Source organism: Listeria sp. LM90SB2 (assembly GCF_028867355.1).
GTDB classification, from domain to species: Bacteria; Bacillota; Bacilli; order Lactobacillales; family Listeriaceae; genus Listeria; species Listeria monocytogenes_B.
Genome location: NZ_CP046449.1, coordinates 1,805,069 through 1,823,365 on the forward strand (window position 1 = coordinate 1,805,069; position 18,297 = coordinate 1,823,365).

Below are 18,297 nucleotides of genomic sequence, written 5' to 3' on the forward strand. Positions count from 1 at the left end.
TTAGATTGCCTCCTTTTTTAATGGTTCTACTTCCATCATTTGATCCGCTACTTTTTCGGCAAAAGTGTGATCATGTGTAACGATAATTTGCGTAATACCAACCTTTTTCAAACTTAAAATTAATGCTGCAACATGATCGCGCAAGTCAGGATCTAAAGCGGATGTCGGTTCATCAAATAGCAGCACTTTGGGATTCATCGCAAGCGCTCTGGCAATCGCGACCCGTTGTTTTTGTCCGCCTGATAATTGGTACGGCATACTATTTGCTTTATCGGCTAAATCAAGTAAGCCAAGTAATCGTTCTGCTTCTTTAACGGCATCTGCTTTCTTTGTTTTTCGAGCAAGGGTCGGTGCTAAAATCAAGTTATCTAAAACACTTAAATGCGGAAATAAGTGGAATTCTTGGAAAACAACACCAATCGTATTTTCCACATCTTTTCTCGACATTGGATCAATTTTTTCCTCGTCAATAAAAATTTCACCTGTATCCATTTTTTCCAGTCCACTAATACAGCGCAGTAAAGTTGTTTTCCCACCACCTGATGGACCAACAATTGAGAGAATTTCACCATCTTGAAGAGAAATATTCACATTATCTAAAATTGTTTTTTGATCAAATTTTTTCGATAGATTCTTAATTTCTAACATTTTCTTCACCTCATTTATAATAACTAAAACGTTTTTCGAGTTGTTTAAATAATATGGTTAGAATAGCCGTTAAAGCTAAGTAGATTGCAGCTACTAATACGAGTGGAATCAGTGTAACATCCCTACTCATAGCAATTTTCCCGGCTCTTAGTAAGTCGCCAATTCCAAGAATATATACTAAAGAAGAGTCTTTTACTAAGTTAATAACTTCATTCCCAATTGCTGGTAAGACACGTTTGACAACTTGTGGTAAGACAATTTTCCGCAGTGTCTGGCCGTAAGTAAGACCTAAAACCTTGGCGCTCTCATATTGCCCATTTTCGATGGAAAGAAATCCCCCGCGGAAAATCTCTGCAAAATAAGCTGCATAATTTAAAATAAAAGCAATAAAAACGGCATCCATTCGGTCAAAAACAACCCCGATAATCGGTAAGCCATAATAAATAAAAATTAATTGTAAAAGTAATGGCGTGCCTCGCATAATCCAAATGTAAATATTTAAAATAAATTTAAGTGGGGCTATTTTGCTAATATTTCCGACTGCCACAACCGCCCCGAGTGGTATCGAACAAACTAACGTAACTGCAAAAACGAGCAGTGTTGTTTTTGCCCCATCAAGTAATGCTGGTAAAATCTCCATGATATAATCCATCATTCTTCGCTCCTTTTTTAACATAAAAAAATCCCGTCGCACTTGGCACTAATTGGCCAAGAGGACGAGAATAATATTCACGTGGTTCCACCTCAATTTGCTGATACTTCGCAGTACCAACCTCTGTTAGTTCGAGACTAACAAGCTATAACGGGCTTAACCCGAGTTCACCTACTCACTTATGCTTCAGCAAACCAGCTCCGAGATGTGTTCGATAACGCTATCTTTATCCTTTCACACCAACCAAGGACTCTCTTTTAAAGAATTACGCTCTACTTGTTCTGTTCGACGCTTTTACTTCTTCTTGCTAATACTCTACCACGATAAAGCGATAGAGTCAACCATTTTATTTACAAAAAAAGTGATACGCCAATCATAATTGGTGTACCACTTTTTATTAATCTTTGGCAATCAGTAAGTAATCATCTTTCTGTTCAAAGTAGATTTTCACTTCTGTTCCTACGCCGCTTTCAGATTGAATACAAATTTCGTGACCTAGTTTCTTTGCCATTTGTTTAGCTAGGTATAAACCCATACCCGTAGCTTTTTTCTCTTGTCTACCAATATTACCCGTGAAACCTTGCTCGAACACACGTGGCAAATCTTCTTCCTTAATTCCACGTCCATTGTCTTTTATGTGTAGCACTTTCTTCTCAGATGCTTCTGTATCACACCAAATTTTTACTTCGCCACTGCTTTTTGTGTATTTGAGTGCATTGGACAAGATTTGATCCAAAATAAAACCAAGCCACTTGCTATCCGTACGCACATCCATGTCCACATTTTGCAAATCCAACTTCATTTTCTTTCCAATGAAAAGTTTAGAATGCCGTTTGACTGATTCGCGCACTACTACTCCAAGATTTTGCTCCTGAATAAAATAGTCTTTTGAGAAAGTATCTAGACGTGAAAAATAAAGTGCCTGCATAACTAATTTATCTATTGTTGTTAATTCTTCATCGATTTGTTTGAAAATCGTTTCTGTATCATTTAAATCAGGATTGTTAATTAACATTTTACTTGCAACAACCGGGGTTTTCACTTCATGTACCCAATATAAAATAAAATCATGATATTCTTGCTGTTTATCTTGTAGCTTACTAATAGTTCGTAATTCTTCTTTATGTTTTTTTGCCATTAGTTGATTAAAAAAGGCTTGTTCGCGAGTACGTGGTTTTGGTAGTAATTCAATGATATTCTCTTCAATCTCTCCGCTAACAAGTTCCTTCATTTCACGCCAATAATTATATTTAAAGAAATAGCCCAGCACGAGATAGGAAAGCAAGAAGACTAAAACAAAAACATACAAGTAAATGAAATTTCCAAGCGTTAATTTACTGTTCGGATCGATCGAAATCAACACGCCTACAAAAAACATAATACTACAAAAAAACAATAAGAAAAATCGCTTATCTTTTATATAACTCCACCAATTCATGGCGCACCTCCTCGCTACTAATTAGTTTACTTCATTTGAAATAATTTGAAACGTAGCAAAATCAAACAACCCTTGATCGGTTAATTTTAATTCTGGAATCACTGGTAATGTTAAGAATGACAATGTTAAAAATGGATCAAAACCATCAGCCGTACTAATCTGTTTAAAGGCATTTAAAAGACCCGCTAAATCGTTTTCCACTTCTTCGTATGATTTATCACTAAGCAATCCAGCGATTGGAAGGGCTAAATCATGAAGTACCTGACCAGCTCCATTTACTACAGCAATACCGCCACCTGTTTGAGTAATATGATCAATAGCCGCTTTCATTGCTTCATCACTAATGCCAACAGCAACAATATTATGAGAATCGTGCGCGACAGTCGTAGCAATTGCGCCTTCTGTTAAACCAAAGCCTTTTACAATGCCTAATCCAACACAACCAGTATCATGGTGACGCTCTACAACTGCCATTTTGAGTAAATCGTTTTCCACGGTTGGAACAAACTTACCGTCTTGAATAGCCACTTGTTCGATACGTTTTTCTGTAAATAAACTATTGGGTTGCATCCCGATTACATAACACGTTTCTTTGGTCAAAGGTAATGCTAAATCTTGTAAACTCACATGATGATTAATTGGTGGAGATACAAATGGTACTGCCGCTTGTTGCTTAAATGCAGCTTCGTGACGAACACCATTATCCACGACTACTTCTCCATTTTTCAAAACTTTGCTAATTTCTACTGTTTCTATATCTGTTAGAAAAACAATATCTGCTTGGTATCCTGCAGCAACTGCACCAAGGTATGGCAAATTATGACAATTAGCAGCATTAATAGTTGCCATTTGGATAGCGGTAATTGGGTCTATTCCGTTTTTGATAGCCAGTCTAATGTTATAGTTAATTGATCCTTCCGTAATTAAATCATTAATTAGTTTATCATCTGTGCAAAAGCAAAAACGATGGCTATTTTTTTCAGATACTGCAGGAATTGTTTGAAGTAAATCACGGCCTACAGTTCCCTCGCGTAGCATAACAAACATTCCGGCACGTAAGCGGTCTGTTGCTTCCTTAGCAGTAGTACTTTCATGATCTGTCCGAATACCAACAGCCAAATAATTATTCAAATCAGCGCTCGTTAAGCCAGCTCCATGTCCATCAATTCGTCCGCCTTCTTTTTTAGCATCGATAATTTTGGTTAAAATATCCGAACTTCCTTTTGCTACAGATGGAAAATCCATCACTTCTGCAAGGCCGATTACTTTTTCATGTCTATAAAGCGGATGGAGTTTCTCAGCATGTAATGTTTCGCCATTATGTTCGCCTTCCGTTGCAGGAACAGAAGATGGGAGCATGACAAACATGTCTATTGGTACTCCTTTGGCATCTTCTAGCATGAATTCAATTCCTTTTTCTCCAGCCACATTGGCAATTTCATGCGGGTCTGTAACAATCGTTGTAACACCATTTGGGAGTAAGACACGGGCAAACTCAGCAGGTGTGACCATCGCACTCTCCACGTGGACATGTGCATCAATAAAACCAGGTGCAATGAAGGCACCAGCAGCATCTATTATCTTTTCTGCATCTGGAAAATTGCCAATACCAGCAATATAACCATTTTTGATGGCAATATCTCCGTCCATTATTTCTCCTGAAAACACATTTATTATTCGTCCATTTTTTATTACTAAATCTGCTTTTGCTCGTCCATCACTTACTGCAACTCGTTCTTGCAGCTGTTCTAAATTCTCCACCAAAACTCGCCTCCGTCAATTAAGCTTCAAAAAAACCTTCATCAAGCAAATAACCTTCTGCGCTTTCAAGGGTTGGGAAAACTGCTTCCAAGTTCTCCCCCGTATAAATAACCCACATTTTATTTTCATACACTAGTGAAAGTTTTTCGCCACTATTGTCTTGATATATTTTAGTTAGACCTTCTTTATAGCCATCCTCGTCACTATCCATGAATTCTTTTGCTTCTAATAGTAATACGCGGATTTCATTTTCAGAGTAATCTTTTACATTCACATAGCCTTGTTTGTCGAGTGGCTCTACCTCTAGAAATGGTGCATAAACAAAAGCATTACCGTTTGGATGAAGATGTTTGACGATGATTTTCTTGTCTCTTTTACTTGCTGGATAGTGTACATTAATACGGCCCATAGAAATTTCGTGTAATTCAAAGCCGTCGATAGATTCTATTAATGCTTTTTTTTCTTCAAAGTTTAACATAGTATTATTTTTCCCCCAAATTAATTTTCTTTTAAAATAGCTGTCACTAAAGCTGGTAACCATACTTTTAAATCATTAAACACAAAACCAGCTTCGGTAGCTTTCGTATTATCTAAATAATAGGTTTTTTCAATGCCAAACGGAGAATCATCGACGTCATCCGTCACCTCTTCAACTAGTGCTAATTTCCCGATTTTTTCTTCAAGCATTTTGATGAAACCATTTAATGCGTATGTGCCATTGGAGGTAGCGTTTACCGGTCCTGTCAGATCCGATTCCACACCAACCCACTCTAAAAAATGCGCCGCTTCATCAGAAGTAATAAAGCCAATCTCAGCTTGTCCATTACTAATCCCAATTTCTTGGTGGTTTTTAATATGATTAATATGAAAGTGAAGGCGTTTTGTGTAATCGTCAAGTCCAAGCACGATTGGAAAACGAACTGCAACTACTGGAAAAGAAGCTTTTTGGAAAAATACGGCTTCAGCAAGTCGTTTCCCTTCACCGTAATCAAAATCTTCTTTATCTCCAATAACAATTTCATAATGCTCTGGATTAAAGTCAGCTTCAACTAAAGCTCGACCTTTTTGACTATAAACAGAGAGTGATGATGTATATATGTATCGTTTTACCTTGCCTTTAAATGCATCTACGGCATAAAGTGCTTCTTTCGGAGAGAAACATATATTATCGTAAATAACATCCCAGTCTTCTTTTGCTAATTGGAATAAAGCATCTCTTGATTCTCGATTTAAAATAACCCGTTTGACAGTATCACCAAAATTATCTTCTGTTTTGCCCCTTGTCCCAATGGTGACCTCATGTCCTTCTGAAACAAGTCTTTCCACTAATTTCTTGCCAAAAAAACGAGTACCACCGAATACTAAAATTTTCATTTAGACTCCTCCTCCATTTACGAAAAACAGGAAGTTCGCGTTTTTTAGCGCTATCTTCCTGTTTTTTCGTCATTCAATCATATATCCTTGGCCTTTTTTCGTTTTGATAAATTCGCTCAAACCAATTTCTGCTAGTTTTTTACGAATACGAACAACATTAACTGTCAATGTATTATCATCAACAAAACTTTCATCTTCCCAAAGTGCGCGCATAATTTCATCACGACTTACAATGCTACCTTTTTGTTTCATTAATTCATATAAAATCAAAAATTCATTTTTCGTTAGCTCAATTTTATCTTCTAAATGTGTAAGTGTGTTCGTATCAATGTGTAGGAAAACATTATTATGCTCCATCACATTGGCTTCTTCTAAATCTGCGTAAGAATATGTCCGCCTTAATAGAGCATTTATCCGCGCCATTAAAACATCCAGATCAACTGGTTTTTCAATATAATAGTCTGCACCCATATTCATGCCCATTATTTGGTCCATTCGCGAATTACGTGATGATAAAAAGATAATGGGTACATTCGAAACTTCTCGAATTTGATTACACCAATAAAAGCCATCAAAGAAAGGAAGATTAACATCTAAAATAACTAATTGAGGTTCGAAAGCTAAAAACTCTTGTAAAATATTGTTAAAATCCTCTACTACACCAATCTCAAATCCCCATTTACTTAAATGTTTTCGGATTGTATCACGAATTACTTCATCATCTTCTACGATATATACCTTTACCATTTCTAGTGCCTCCCTCGGTGGAACTCTCTTCTCATTTTAGCTGAAATAACCACAAAAGCCAATTACTTTTTATTGGCCATCACAATTTTGGTAAAAGAATTGATACACAAAAAGTAATAAGCTGCATAACAAAGAATATAAATACCTGTACCAATTAATACCGGATATTTTATATTATCCATTAAATTAACAGAAATACCCCACAGTGCAGCCATGGAATGCGCAATTCCAAAAAATAATGGAATAACAAAAATTGGCCAAACCTGCTTGGAAATAATTTTCCGGATTTCTTTTTCCGTAACTCCTAATTTAAATAAAATATCAAACTTGGCTTTTTCAGAAACTGCATCTGTAACTAATTTGAAGTAAATGATACTTCCCGTTGCTAAAAAGAAAACAATACCAATAAAAATACCTATAAATAATAGTGAACCTACCACTGTGGAGATTAAGTGGTAATTCGTATAATAAGAAGAAACATTTTCCGAGAATAATGAAGGCTCCCCGTCAACGATTGTTTGCACTTTCTTATCCAAGCTTTCACTATGATTCGGATTAGTAATATCAAACATTGTCACAGATTCAGGAGGGAAAAGTCGCTCCAAATCATCATAATATTCATCGGAAACAACCAGCGTTTCATAAGAAATCCCTGTATTGAAAATTGAATTTTCTCGAAAATCCACTACTTTTATTGGTGGCATTTTCTTTGCAACTGATTTATTTGATTGGACGACCATTTTACGAGTAAGCCATTTTTCTTGAATGTCTGATCTTGCGTAATAAGTATTTTTTCCAAGTAAAATTGCATCACCATAGGCAATTTTTTTAGATTCGACAAAATCACTCTGTTGCCTTTCACCGATACGATTATATTCTGATTCCGATACAATGGTATGAATGAATGTATCCATATGCATTTTATATTTAGGAATATCTTTATATTCCACTTCAGCACTAAGCATCTCTGCTTGCATCAATTTTTTCAATTTATGATCTTGATCATCGCGAATCGTTTGAATAATCTCTTTTTCATTTTTAGCAGAAATATTGAGCACTTGATAACTGGAAGGATTCTCCGCTGAAATATCATTAATTGTACGCACATAAAAACTACTCATGGAGCCGATAATCGTTAACGTTGTCGCACTAAGAACAGCAATCATCGCAATCGTACCAGCATTTTTCTTTAGCCTAAAACGAAGCGATGTAATCCCTAGCATATTCGTCCCTTTATAAAAGAAACGTTTATTATTGTATAGTTGTCGAATGACATAAGGGGTGCCAAATCTAACCATCAGCCAGGTTCCTAAAATAACGCAAGCCAGTATCACTAAAATTAAATCAAAAAAATCATAGGCTAGCCAAATAGGCGATTCTTCAATATTCCTCGTTGCCAGATAGTATCCAAAAGTGATTAAAGCTAACCCAATTAACATAAAAATTAGTGAACCTTTAGCTACTTTTTCTTCTTTGTCATCATTTTTGAATAGCTGATTCAAATTATAACGTAATACAAGAAAAACTGCATAAACCGATGTGAAAAGCATAATACCAAAAAAGACCAGTATCGTATCGATAATCGCTTTAAATGAAATAATAAACTCTGCATCAATCGCAAGGCCGACAATCCAAAATAAGACCATTGCAAACAATTTAGAAGAGAAAATTCCAATTAAAACGCCAAAAATAGTTGCAAGCATATATAGCATCGCATTTTCAAAAAATAATACTAATACAATTTGTGATTTTCGCAAACCAAGTAATGAATAAAGCCCTATTTCTCGTTTTCGCCTTTTAAGAAAAAAACCATTGGAATAAAATATAAAAAAGATAATAAACAATATTAACATGAGACTAGCTGACGAAAACATGGCCGGTCCGAATAATTCCCAACGTTTAAACACTGTGTCAATCAGCGGGTTATATGATAACGAAACAAACGTAAAAAAAACTAATACACAAACAATTAACGAAACAAAATAAACAATATATTGATTAAAGTTCTTTCGCATATTGGTCAGCGCGACTTTAAATAACATCGTTTTCGCCACCTCCAAGAAGCGCCAAAACATCTAATACCTTCTGGAAGAATTGTTTTCTAGAACTTGTCCCTCGGTAGATTTCAGTGAAAATTTCGCCATCTTTAATAAACATAATTCTTTCGCAGTAACTGGCTGCAAAAGCATCGTGCGTCACCATCATAATAGTGGAATCACGCACATCTTTTGCTTGAGAAAGTCCTTCTAATAAATTGGTCGCTGCTTTGGAATCAAGCGCACCAGTGGGTTCATCCGCAAAAATCAGCGTTGGTTCTGTAATCATTGCTCGACAAACCGCTGTTCGCTGCTTTTGTCCACCAGATATTTCGGTTGGGTACTTGTTCCTTAACTCAAAAATCCCAAATTGACGAGCAATAATTTCAAACCGCTGATCAATTTCCGCTTGTTTAATACGAGCAAGAGCCAGCGGTAGAACAATATTATCCTTCACAGTCATCGTATCTAATAAATTATAGTCTTGAAATATAAAACCAAGCTGATCTCTTCTAAAAACAGCTAATTCTTTTCCGTTCATAGTAGAAATTTGCTTTCCACCAATCTCAATTTCTCCAGAGGTTGGTTTATCTATAGAAGACAATACATTTAATAAAGTAGATTTACCAGCACCAGAGGGACCCATAATGCCTACAAAGGAACCTTTTTGTATCTCTAAACTAATACTTCCAAGCGCAGAAAACAAATTTCCTTTTGAACCGTATACTTTTCTAACTTTATGCGCCTTTAGCACTGTTTCCATTGTATTCCTCCCGTTACGTTCTTTATTTGGTTATTTTACCTTAATTTTAAACAAGATACTATGGGCTATAGTTGTATTTATTAAAAAATCATTTATCCGTCAAAAAAACAGATAAATGATTTTCCTTATTATTTCTTTTCCACAAAGATTTCCATACCGATAGTTTCATCATTTGTATAAGTGGAACGCATCGACTGAATGAGTTTTTCTAGTTCCTCCAAACTAATAGAAACATCCGCAGCAACTATGTCCCATGCCACTTCTTCCCGCCCATTTATCGATGTCATAATTTTTAATCTACCTTGCGAAAAAAGCATCATTGCTGGTTTTTTCAGTTCTGTTTTTTTAATTTCATTCCATGATTTAAAATCACCACGATAAGCAACTCCACGTTCTGTTAATTCTACGGTGGGAGCGATATTAATTAACCGAAACAATGGACGTAACACACAAAGGCCGATAAATACGAGTAAAATCATTTCCTCTATGCCATTTACACCTTTGATATGACTAAAAACAACATAAAGTAATAATCCAACAGCCATCCAAAGTAAACAACTTGAAAAAATCAAACGTCGATTGACCCCAAATTCGATTTTCTCCATTTTCTTTGCATGTTCTAGCTCATTTTCTATCATTATTTTCCTCCAGTTTTACAGCTCTATTATTTCTATTGTACTAAAAATATACTACAATGGGAAGAAGGCATTCATGTAGCTTTTTATTTTAAAGAAATCAGCCTACTTTCAGTTGACCTTTTTGGCATTTGTGATATAATTTCTTTAATGCTTTTAAGTAGTAAAATGTAATAATCCAATAAAGGAGGAGAACATCATCGATCAAGTTATCTTAATAGGCTTCATGGGAGCTGGAAAAACAACGGTTGGAAATATACTCGCAAACTTAGCTGACTTACCGTACATCGATATTGACGAAGTAATTACAAGCGAACAAGGAATGAGTGTATCGGACATTTTTGCTAAATATGGTGAAAAAGAATTCCGCCGTCTAGAACATGAAAAATTAAAAGAATTAGCAACAACCAAAGCCGTTATAGCAACAGGCGGTGGCATTGTTCTCAATCCTGAAAATAGAGAAGTTTTAAAAAATACATATCCGGTTATTTATTTAGAAACGGATCCCGAAGTATTTATGAATCGCTTAAAAGGCGACACTACACGACCGCTTGTACAACAAAAAACAGCCGAAGAAATTCGCGCTATTTTTGAACCTAGAATTGCTCACTATCAAGATTCTGCAGACTTTATCGTTAATACGGATAATCGTAATCAAGAAGAAGTTGCTCGAGCTATTTTAACCATGTTAGATAAGTAAAAAAACAACGCTAATTTTAGCGTTGTTTTTTTATTCTGTACAATGTCTGCACCACATATCTGGTAACACAGATGTATAGTCTTTTGTAAAGGTTAATAAGTCATAAAACATACTGTCCGCATAACCTGCATCAATATTTTCTATTTTGTTCAATTCTATTTCGCGATGAAGTGATTCCAGCGCCGCATCACGAAGAGCAGGTAAAATATATCCCGTGATTTTGATTTGAGCTAAAGCTGCTGAGACAGTAATTCTATCAGATGCACGTACGTCACTGCCAAACTCAGCCAAAAGTTGTTTCAATCGTTCTACACCATCGTCTTTCGCTGGAACATAGTTTGCTTTTTTCACTGTTTCCATCATGTATTTTGGAAAAGACGATAAATTGAGTCCTTGATCACTTTTATCACTAAAATATTCTTCTAAACGTCGAAGTACTTCAAGTCCATCTTTATACCCAAATGGACCATAGCTATCCTGACCATCCAAATAAAAACTCGCTTTAAAATGTTCCTTGAAATGTGGATGTGTTGTCTCATAATTTAACGAGGCACCAGGCTGGTCGATATACATAGTAATTGCCATTCTCATTTCCTCCATTCATGTGAAATCTCATACATTCATCTTACCAGACTATCTACCTTTTTGAAAGAAGAAAAAAAGGTGACAATTTCATGACAATTTTAAGGATGATTTTCGCTTTTATTGTGTTTTAATTAACTATATAAGATAAAATTAGTTAATTAAATTGGTTCTATTCTCATAAAAGTTAATTTTTGCTCTTTTGACCATTTATTTATTTCGTGGTTAAATAAAACTGGACTTGGTTTTTATTAATCTCGTCTGTTAATTTATTAGTCAACCACACACTCGAAAAGCAAAAACCGCCATTTATCCCATTATGGCGGTTTTTGTATACTTAATTTAAATGTAGAACAGTCACAGCTTCTATATGTGTTGTCATTGGAAACATATCTACAGGCTGAACTTTTTTCGCTACATAGCCGCCATCCGTTAAGATTTTCATATCACGGGCTAATGTCCCTGGATTACAAGAAACATACACTACTTTCTTCGGTTTCATTGCTAAAATTGTTTCCAGTAATTTTTCATCGCAACCTTTTCGTGGTGGATCGACAACTAAGACGTCTGCTACAATTCCAGCTTTGTACCACGCCGGAATAACCTCTTCTGCTTTCCCTGTCTCAAAAGTAGTATTCGCTAATTCATTGAGTTCTGCATTTGCACGAGCATCTTGTATCGCTTGATCCACAATTTCTACCCCGTAGACATGCTTGGCTTTTTTCGCGAGACAAAGAGAAATAGAACCAATGCCGCAATAGGCGTCAATCACTGTTTCTTCTCCTGTTAACTCAGCCGCATCGATTGCTTGTTGATACAAAACTTCTGTTTGGATTGGGTTTACTTGATAAAATGAACGAGCCGAAATTGCAAATCGAATGCCATGAATCGTATCCTCAATGATATCTTTTCCCCAAAGTGTTTTCGTACGATCTCCAAAAATCACATTTGTTTTATGTGGATTAATATTTTGAACAATCGAGGTTAATTCCAATTGTTCGACCAATTCCCGTACGATTTCTTCTTTAAATGGCATACGTTCTTTTGTTGTTACAAGGACAATCATTAACTGTCCAGTTGTATGCGCAAATCTTGTCATAATATGGCGGATATCGCCTTTTCCTGTTTGTTCATCATAAGGCTCTGTTCCGTATTTAGCTAGGATTTCACGTGTTTTTTGAACAGCAAAATCACCTTGCTCATTATGAATTAAACAAGTGGACATGTCGATAATGGCATGGCTTCTTTTTTGGTAAAAACCTGCTGTTAACTTACCATTAACAAATCCTACTGGTACTTGTGATTTATTCCGGTAGCGCCACGGGTTTTCCATGCCTAGTGTTTCAGGAACTTCTACGTTTAGTTTGCCAATACGTTTCATCGTTTCTTCCACTTGATTTCGTTTGAATTCAAGCTGGCCATCGTAGCTTAAGTGTTGCAAGCTACAACCGCCACATTTGGAATAAACCGCACAAGGAGGCTCTACACGATCAGCACTAACAGTTTCAATATTCTCCATCCGAGCAAAGCCATAATTTTTATTTAATTTTATTATTTTGGCTGTCACTTTTTCGCCAGGTAACGTATTTGGAATGAAAAGTGGGTATCCGTCAATTTTGCCAACCCCACTGCCGTCATGCGTTAAATCTTCAATAGTAAGTTCAATGGATTGGTTCTTTTTTAAAAGGGATGCTTCCAAAGTCCCTTGCCCCTCTCTTTGCTTTACTTAATAATATATTCGATGCCGATTGGCTCTTTAATTACTGCTTCTTCTTGCTCTTTAAAAACAAGCATGGTGTTTTTTTGTAGCGTAAAGTCATAAACAAATGTTTTTGGATAGATAGTGACATTTTTATTCGTAGTCAACGCTTTTGTGTTATCTGTAATAGTCGTTTCTTCTGGAATCTGGCTATTAAAAATACCAGCTGCGACTTCAGCATCATCACTTGAATAACTTGTCTTTAGAGATACTTTAATATTATTGTTTGTTGTGTCTTCTATTTTTACAGGTGTTTTTTCTGTTTGTACAGAACGTTCACCACTTGTAATTTCATAGTTTGCGAATTTTTTCTGGATAGTTGTTGTTGGGTAACGATATTTTGTATTAGTAATATACTCAGAAACTTTCTTCGCTTCAATACGAAGTCGATATGCTTTGATACCTTTATAACGATTATCAGTAGAAGCTAATTCTTTTAAAATATCTTCGTTAGTTGTTTCTAAAATCAAATCCCCATTTGTTGCTATCGTTGTATTTGTATTGGTTGCGGGGATAGATAAAATAATATTATCTTGTATTGGAATTTGCATTTGGTTGTTTATCCATACTTTATTACTTTCAATTAGCTCTGTTTTACTTACTTTTGGAGCCTGTTCTTCTGCATCCACTTGCCATAAGAAAAAAACAGCCGCTGCGATAGCAATAATAAGAACGATTATTATCATCGTGAACCTTTTAAATTGATGTCCACTTGTCATATCGCATTCACCTCATTTCTTGTCAGAATACCTATTATACTTGTTTTGCTCAAATAAGACAAATTTCTAACAATAATTACATCCTTTTTACTATGTTGCAATTAGGACGTTTAGGCTAAAGAAAAAAACTACCAAACTGGGCAGTTTTTAGCTATTTTCTTTTATGAATAAATCAGTTGCGGGGATGTCATCTACACTTGCGAAAAATTCGATATGTTGTCTTAAATTGCGGAATTCCATTGGCGTTTCCCCACCAAGCTCCCCGTCAAGGTTAATTAACATCTTATCTTCTGAGTTAACAATCACTTTTTCGGATTTTACATAAATAACATTAGGTTCTTTAATATGATCTCCTCGAAGCGCCAGTGTGACTAAACGGATAAATTCCGCTAAATTTACTTTTTTCACGATAATGAGTGAAAATTTACCGTCGTCTAACTTGGCATCTGGGGCGATTTTTTCAAAGCCACCAATGGAATTAGTTAATCCTAATAGGAAAAACATCACTTCCCCTTCAAATACGCCTTGATCATATTCTACTTTTACTTTGGTTGCTTTTAAGGATGGTAACATTTCGATACCTTTTAAATAATAAGCAAGTTGACCGAGCATTGTTTTTAGACGGCTAGGAACATCGTAAGTGAGTTCTGTTAAACGACCTCCGCCACCTATATTAATAAAATATGTTTCATTTGCTTTACCTATATCCATTGCTACACTTTGACCAGCTGCTATAATCTTCGTTGCTTTAATCACGTCTCTAGGCACATGTAAGGCTCTTGCAAAATCATTGGTTGTCCCGGTTGGTATAATCCCTACTTTGGGGCGATATTCTTTTTCAGCAATACCGTTAATAACTTCATTAATGGTTCCATCTCCGCCAGCTGCTACAACTAAATCGAATCGATCTCTTACAGCTTCTTCCGCAGCATGTTTGGCATCATCTGGTTCTGCAGTTGTTGCGTGCGCAGATGTTACATAGCCTGCTTGCTCTAATATCGAAAGGACATCTGCAAGATTTTTCTTGATGATTTCTCTTCCAGATGTGGGATTATAAATAACTCGAGCGTGTTTTTGCATTATGTTCGTCCTCTCCTTCACTCAAACAGCGTTGTTCAAAAGAAAAGCGCGTTTTGACACATGATAGTAATATTATAGCAAATTTAACTATAAATTCCTAATAAATATAAAAGCAGCGAGGCAAAATACCTCACTGCTACATTGTTTAACGTTTGTTCATTTCTTCTAGTAATAATTTATTAACCATTGGTGGGTTTGCTTGCCCTTTGGTTGCTTTCATTACTTGGCCAACTAAGAATCCAACCGCACGATCCTTACCATTTTTGAAGTCGACAATGGATTGCTCATTGTTATCTAGAATTTCGCTAATGATAGTGCGTAAAGCTCCTTCATCGGAAATTTGGACAAGTCCTTTGTCTTTTACTACTTGCTCTGCATCGCCACCATTTTGCGCTAATTCGCGGAAAACTTTTTTAGCGATTTTAGAAGAAATAGTACCAGCTTCGATTAATTTAATCATGCCAGCAAGGTTTTCAGGAGTTAGTCCTGTTTCATGAAGTTCTTTTTGTTCTGCGTTTAAGTAGGCAGAAACTTCGCCCATTAGCCAGTTTGATGCTTGTTTCGCATCTGCTCCAGCTGCAAGAGTTGCTTCAAAAAAGTCAGACATTTCTTTTGTAAGCGTGAGAACCATTGCATCATATGCTGGCAAACCAAGATCGTTAATGTAACGAATTTGACGTTTGTCTGGAAGTTCAGGAATTTCTGCACGAATACGTTCTTTCCAAGCGTCATCAATAAATAAATCTACTAAATCTGGTTCTGGGAAATAACGATAATCGTCGGATCCTTCTTTAATTCGCATCAAAGAGGTTTTTCCAGTTGCTTCTTCAAAACGACGAGTTTCTTGTTCGATAATCCCGCCAGACTTAAGCACTTCAGCTTGGCGTTTTTCTTCATATTCGATACCTTTACGTACGTTGTTGAAGGAGTTTAGGTTTTTAAGTTCTGTTTTTACGCCAAATTCTTCTTGGCCGATTGGTCGGATAGAAATATTGGCGTCACAGCGCATTGAACCTTCTTCCATTTTCACATCGGATACGCCAGTGTATTGAATGATAGATTTTAATTTTTCTAAGTAGGCATAAGCTTCTTCTGCAGAACGAATGTCTGGTTCTGAAACGATTTCGATAAGTGGTGTTCCTTGACGGTTAATATCCACTAACGAATAACCATGAGAAGTATGGGTATTTTTCCCAGCATCTTCTTCTAAATGAAGACGAGTGATGCCAATTTTTTTCTTTTTACCGCCAACTTCGATTTCAATCCAGCCATGTTCGCCAATTGGTTTATCGAATTGAGAAATTTGGTATGCTTTCGGATTATCTGGATAAAAATAGTTTTTACGGTCGAATTTTGTATGTTTAGCAATTTCACAGTTAATCGCCATAGCCGCTTTCATACCAAATTCCACTGCACGTTTATTTAAAACTGGTAAAACACCTGGCATACCTAAGTCTACCACGGTTGTATTTGTATTTGGTTCTGCTCCAAAATGAGCTGGCGCAGAAGAAAATATTTTTGAATTGGTTTTTAACTCTACGTGAACCTCAAGTCCAATAACTGTTTCAAAATTCATTGCTACGCCTCCTATAAGTTTGGTTTTTCTTTATGGAATGTTGTTTCTTGTTCAAAAGCATGCGCTACTTTGTAAAGTAAGGATTCTTCAAAGTAGTTACCGATAATTTGCAAGCCAACTGGTAAACCATCCGAGAATCCACAAGGAACAGAAATAGCTGGTACGCCTGCTAAGTTAATTGGAACAGTCAAAATATCATTGGAATACATTGTAATTGGATCATTAATCATTCCGTCAATTTTAAATGCTGTTGTCGGGGAACTAGGTCCGATAATAACATCATAGTTTTCAAATACATTAACAAAGTCTTGCTTAATTAACGTACGCGCTTGTTGTGCTTTTTTGTAGTAAGCATCGTAATAACCAGAGCTTAACGCATATGTTCCAAGCATAATACGACGTTTTACTTCATCGCCAAAGCCTTCAGAACGAGTTTTTGTATAAAGTTCTTCTAAAGTAGTTGCGTTTGGAGAACGGTATCCGTAACGAACGCCGTCAAAACGAGATAGATTAGAAGAAGCTTCACTAGATGCTAAAATGTAATAACTTGCTACACCGTATTCAGAATGAGGTAAAGAAACTTCATCCCAAGTAGCGCCCAGTTTTTCGAGTGTTTTAAGCGCATCTAATACAGCTTGTTTGACACCAGGATCTACGCCTTCACCAAGATACTCTTTTGGAACACCGATGCGTAAGCCTTTAATGTCTCCTGTTAAGCTATCTGAGAAGCGTTCAACTGGTTGGTTAATCGATGTAGAATCATTCGCATCTAAACCAGAAATAGCTTCTAATAAATAAGCGTTGTCTTCTACATTTTTTGTAATTGGGCCGATTTGGTCTAAAGAAGACGCAAAGGCAATTAAACCAAAACGAGATACACGGCCATATGTAGGTTTCATTCCGACTACCCCACAAAAAGCTGCTGGTTGGCGAATCGATCCACCAGTGTCACTACCAAGCGAGAATAAAACTTCGCCTGCTGCAACTGCGGATGCACTACCACCTGAAGAACCACCAGGAACTCTTGATAAATCCCATGGGTTATGTGTTTTGTGGAAATACGATGTTTCTGTCGAAGATCCCATCGCAAATTCATCCATGTTTAGTTTTCCGATATTAATTGTTTGCGCATTTTTTAATTTAGAAACGACGGTCGCATCATAAATTGGATCGAAGTTTTCTAAAATTTTACTTGCTGCTGTTGTACGTAAGTTTTTTGTCACGATATTATCTTTAATCCCAATTGGAAGACCAGAAAGCATGTTGTTTGGATCTATGCCCGCATCTCCAAGTTCTTCTGCTACACCAAATGCTGCCTCTTTATTTAAAGTAATAAAAGAACCAACTTTGTCCTCTACAGATTCAATTCGGTTGAAAGATTCTGATACTAAATCGAATGGTGAAATCTCTTTTTTAACTAATTTATCATGTAGTTCTTTTACTGAAAAATCAAATAAACCCAAAATATTTTCCCTCCTTAGCCTATTTATTGTTCCATAATTGTCGGTACTTTGAACATGCCATCTTGTTCATCAGGCGCATTTTTTAGTACTTCTTTGCGATCCAACCCTTTTGTTGCCACATCTTCACGTAATACGTTTGATACGTCGATTGCATGGCTGGTAGGTTCTACATTCGTTGTATCTAACGTATTTAATTGCTCTACTAGCTCAATAATTTTACCAAGCTGACCAGCGAAGGCTGTTGCTTCTGTTTCTGATACTTCTAGTTTGGCAAGATTTGCTACTTTTTCTACTGTTTCTTTTGATATATTTGACAAAATGCCATCCTCCTTTTTAGTGGTACTTACTACGCGGTAGTGCTTCC

18 protein-coding genes and 1 other annotated feature are annotated in these 18,297 nt (G+C 36.2%); of the genes, 1 reads left to right on the forward strand and 17 read right to left on the reverse strand.

The window, feature by feature from the left end; all coding sequences use genetic code 11:
* The 10 genes from GL301_RS08935 to GL301_RS08980 all read right to left on the reverse strand — a co-directional run bounded on the left by GL301_RS08935 (window position 1) and on the right by GL301_RS08980 (window position 10,057).
* The gene (locus GL301_RS08935) at window positions 1–648 is read right to left on the reverse strand and encodes an amino acid ABC transporter ATP-binding protein (RefSeq protein ID WP_003725518.1); all 648 of its coding nucleotides are present in this window, start codon (window positions 646–648) and stop codon (window positions 1–3) included.
* Between the two features lie 10 nt (window positions 649–658).
* Complete coding sequence (locus GL301_RS08940) at window positions 659–1,300, reverse strand: amino acid ABC transporter permease (protein ID WP_003742371.1); 642 nt, start codon at window positions 1,298–1,300, stop codon at window positions 659–661.
* Window positions 1,301–1,357: 57 nt separating this feature from the next.
* Window positions 1,358–1,598 (reverse strand) — a binding site (T-box leader).
* A gap of 99 nt (window positions 1,599–1,697) precedes the next feature.
* The gene (locus GL301_RS08945) at window positions 1,698–2,738 is read right to left on the reverse strand and encodes a sensor histidine kinase (protein WP_003725519.1); all 1,041 of its coding nucleotides are present in this window, start codon (window positions 2,736–2,738) and stop codon (window positions 1,698–1,700) included.
* Window positions 2,739–2,759: 21 nt separating this feature from the next.
* Window positions 2,760–4,502: an adenine deaminase gene (gene ade, locus GL301_RS08950; RefSeq protein ID WP_015084872.1), complete on the reverse strand. Its 1,743-nt coding sequence runs from the start codon at window positions 4,500–4,502 to the stop codon at window positions 2,760–2,762.
* Window positions 4,503–4,518: 16 nt separating this feature from the next.
* The gene (locus GL301_RS08955; protein WP_003725521.1) at window positions 4,519–4,977 is read right to left on the reverse strand and encodes a hypothetical protein; all 459 of its coding nucleotides are present in this window, start codon (window positions 4,975–4,977) and stop codon (window positions 4,519–4,521) included.
* A 20-nt stretch (window positions 4,978–4,997) separates the two neighbouring features.
* On the reverse strand, window positions 4,998–5,873 hold the full coding sequence (locus tag GL301_RS08960; RefSeq protein WP_003725522.1) for an SDR family oxidoreductase: 876 nt from the start codon (window positions 5,871–5,873) through the stop codon (window positions 4,998–5,000).
* A gap of 69 nt (window positions 5,874–5,942) precedes the next feature.
* A complete protein-coding gene (gene virR, locus GL301_RS08965) occupies window positions 5,943–6,620 on the reverse strand; it encodes a two-component system response regulator VirR (protein WP_003722222.1) in 678 nt (225 codons plus the stop codon).
* A gap of 62 nt (window positions 6,621–6,682) precedes the next feature.
* Entirely contained in the window at window positions 6,683–8,662 is a 1,980-nt protein-coding gene (gene virA, locus GL301_RS08970) for an ABC transporter permease VirA (protein WP_003725523.1), read from the reverse strand.
* The gene (gene virB / locus GL301_RS08975) at window positions 8,652–9,419 is read right to left on the reverse strand and encodes an ABC transporter ATP-binding protein VirB (RefSeq protein WP_003725524.1); all 768 of its coding nucleotides are present in this window, start codon (window positions 9,417–9,419) and stop codon (window positions 8,652–8,654) included. Before virB ends, virA begins: the two co-directional genes overlap by 11 nt.
* A gap of 128 nt (window positions 9,420–9,547) precedes the next feature.
* Window positions 9,548–10,057, reverse strand: coding sequence for a hypothetical protein (locus tag GL301_RS08980; protein WP_003725525.1), 510 nt, complete (start codon window positions 10,055–10,057; stop codon window positions 9,548–9,550).
* A 208-nt stretch (window positions 10,058–10,265) separates the two neighbouring features.
* Between GL301_RS08980 and GL301_RS08985 the strand changes: the two genes are divergently transcribed.
* The gene (locus tag GL301_RS08985) at window positions 10,266–10,754 is read left to right on the forward strand and encodes a shikimate kinase (protein WP_322959441.1); all 489 of its coding nucleotides are present in this window, start codon (window positions 10,266–10,268) and stop codon (window positions 10,752–10,754) included.
* A gap of 30 nt (window positions 10,755–10,784) precedes the next feature.
* On the opposite strand, the gene GL301_RS08990 is transcribed toward GL301_RS08985, so the two are convergent.
* The 7 genes from GL301_RS08990 to gatC form a co-directional block, all read right to left on the reverse strand.
* Window positions 10,785–11,339 (reverse strand): hypothetical protein, encoded by a 555-nt coding sequence (locus GL301_RS08990; protein WP_003725527.1) that lies wholly within the window; start codon window positions 11,337–11,339, stop codon window positions 10,785–10,787.
* A 334-nt stretch (window positions 11,340–11,673) separates the two neighbouring features.
* Window positions 11,674–13,035, reverse strand: coding sequence for a 23S rRNA (uracil(1939)-C(5))-methyltransferase RlmD (gene rlmD / locus GL301_RS08995; protein ID WP_009928225.1), 1,362 nt, complete (start codon window positions 13,033–13,035; stop codon window positions 11,674–11,676).
* 23 nt (window positions 13,036–13,058) lie between these two features.
* The gene (locus GL301_RS09000) at window positions 13,059–13,814 is read right to left on the reverse strand and encodes a hypothetical protein (protein WP_009928226.1); all 756 of its coding nucleotides are present in this window, start codon (window positions 13,812–13,814) and stop codon (window positions 13,059–13,061) included.
* Between the two features lie 147 nt (window positions 13,815–13,961).
* The gene (locus tag GL301_RS09005) at window positions 13,962–14,894 is read right to left on the reverse strand and encodes a diacylglycerol kinase (protein ID WP_003725530.1); all 933 of its coding nucleotides are present in this window, start codon (window positions 14,892–14,894) and stop codon (window positions 13,962–13,964) included.
* Window positions 14,895–15,039: 145 nt separating this feature from the next.
* On the reverse strand, window positions 15,040–16,470 hold the full coding sequence (gene gatB, locus GL301_RS09010; RefSeq protein ID WP_003731563.1) for an Asp-tRNA(Asn)/Glu-tRNA(Gln) amidotransferase subunit GatB: 1,431 nt from the start codon (window positions 16,468–16,470) through the stop codon (window positions 15,040–15,042).
* Window positions 16,471–16,481: 11 nt separating this feature from the next.
* Window positions 16,482–17,933, reverse strand: a complete 1,452-nt coding sequence (gene gatA, locus GL301_RS09015; RefSeq protein ID WP_003728230.1) for an Asp-tRNA(Asn)/Glu-tRNA(Gln) amidotransferase subunit GatA — start codon at window positions 17,931–17,933, stop codon at window positions 16,482–16,484.
* Between the two features lie 23 nt (window positions 17,934–17,956).
* Window positions 17,957–18,250 carry an Asp-tRNA(Asn)/Glu-tRNA(Gln) amidotransferase subunit GatC gene (gene gatC, locus GL301_RS09020; protein ID WP_003722233.1) on the reverse strand — a complete coding sequence of 98 codons (294 nt, stop codon included), beginning with the start codon at window positions 18,248–18,250 and terminating at the stop codon, window positions 17,957–17,959.
* Window positions 18,251–18,297: the final 47 nt, after the last annotated feature.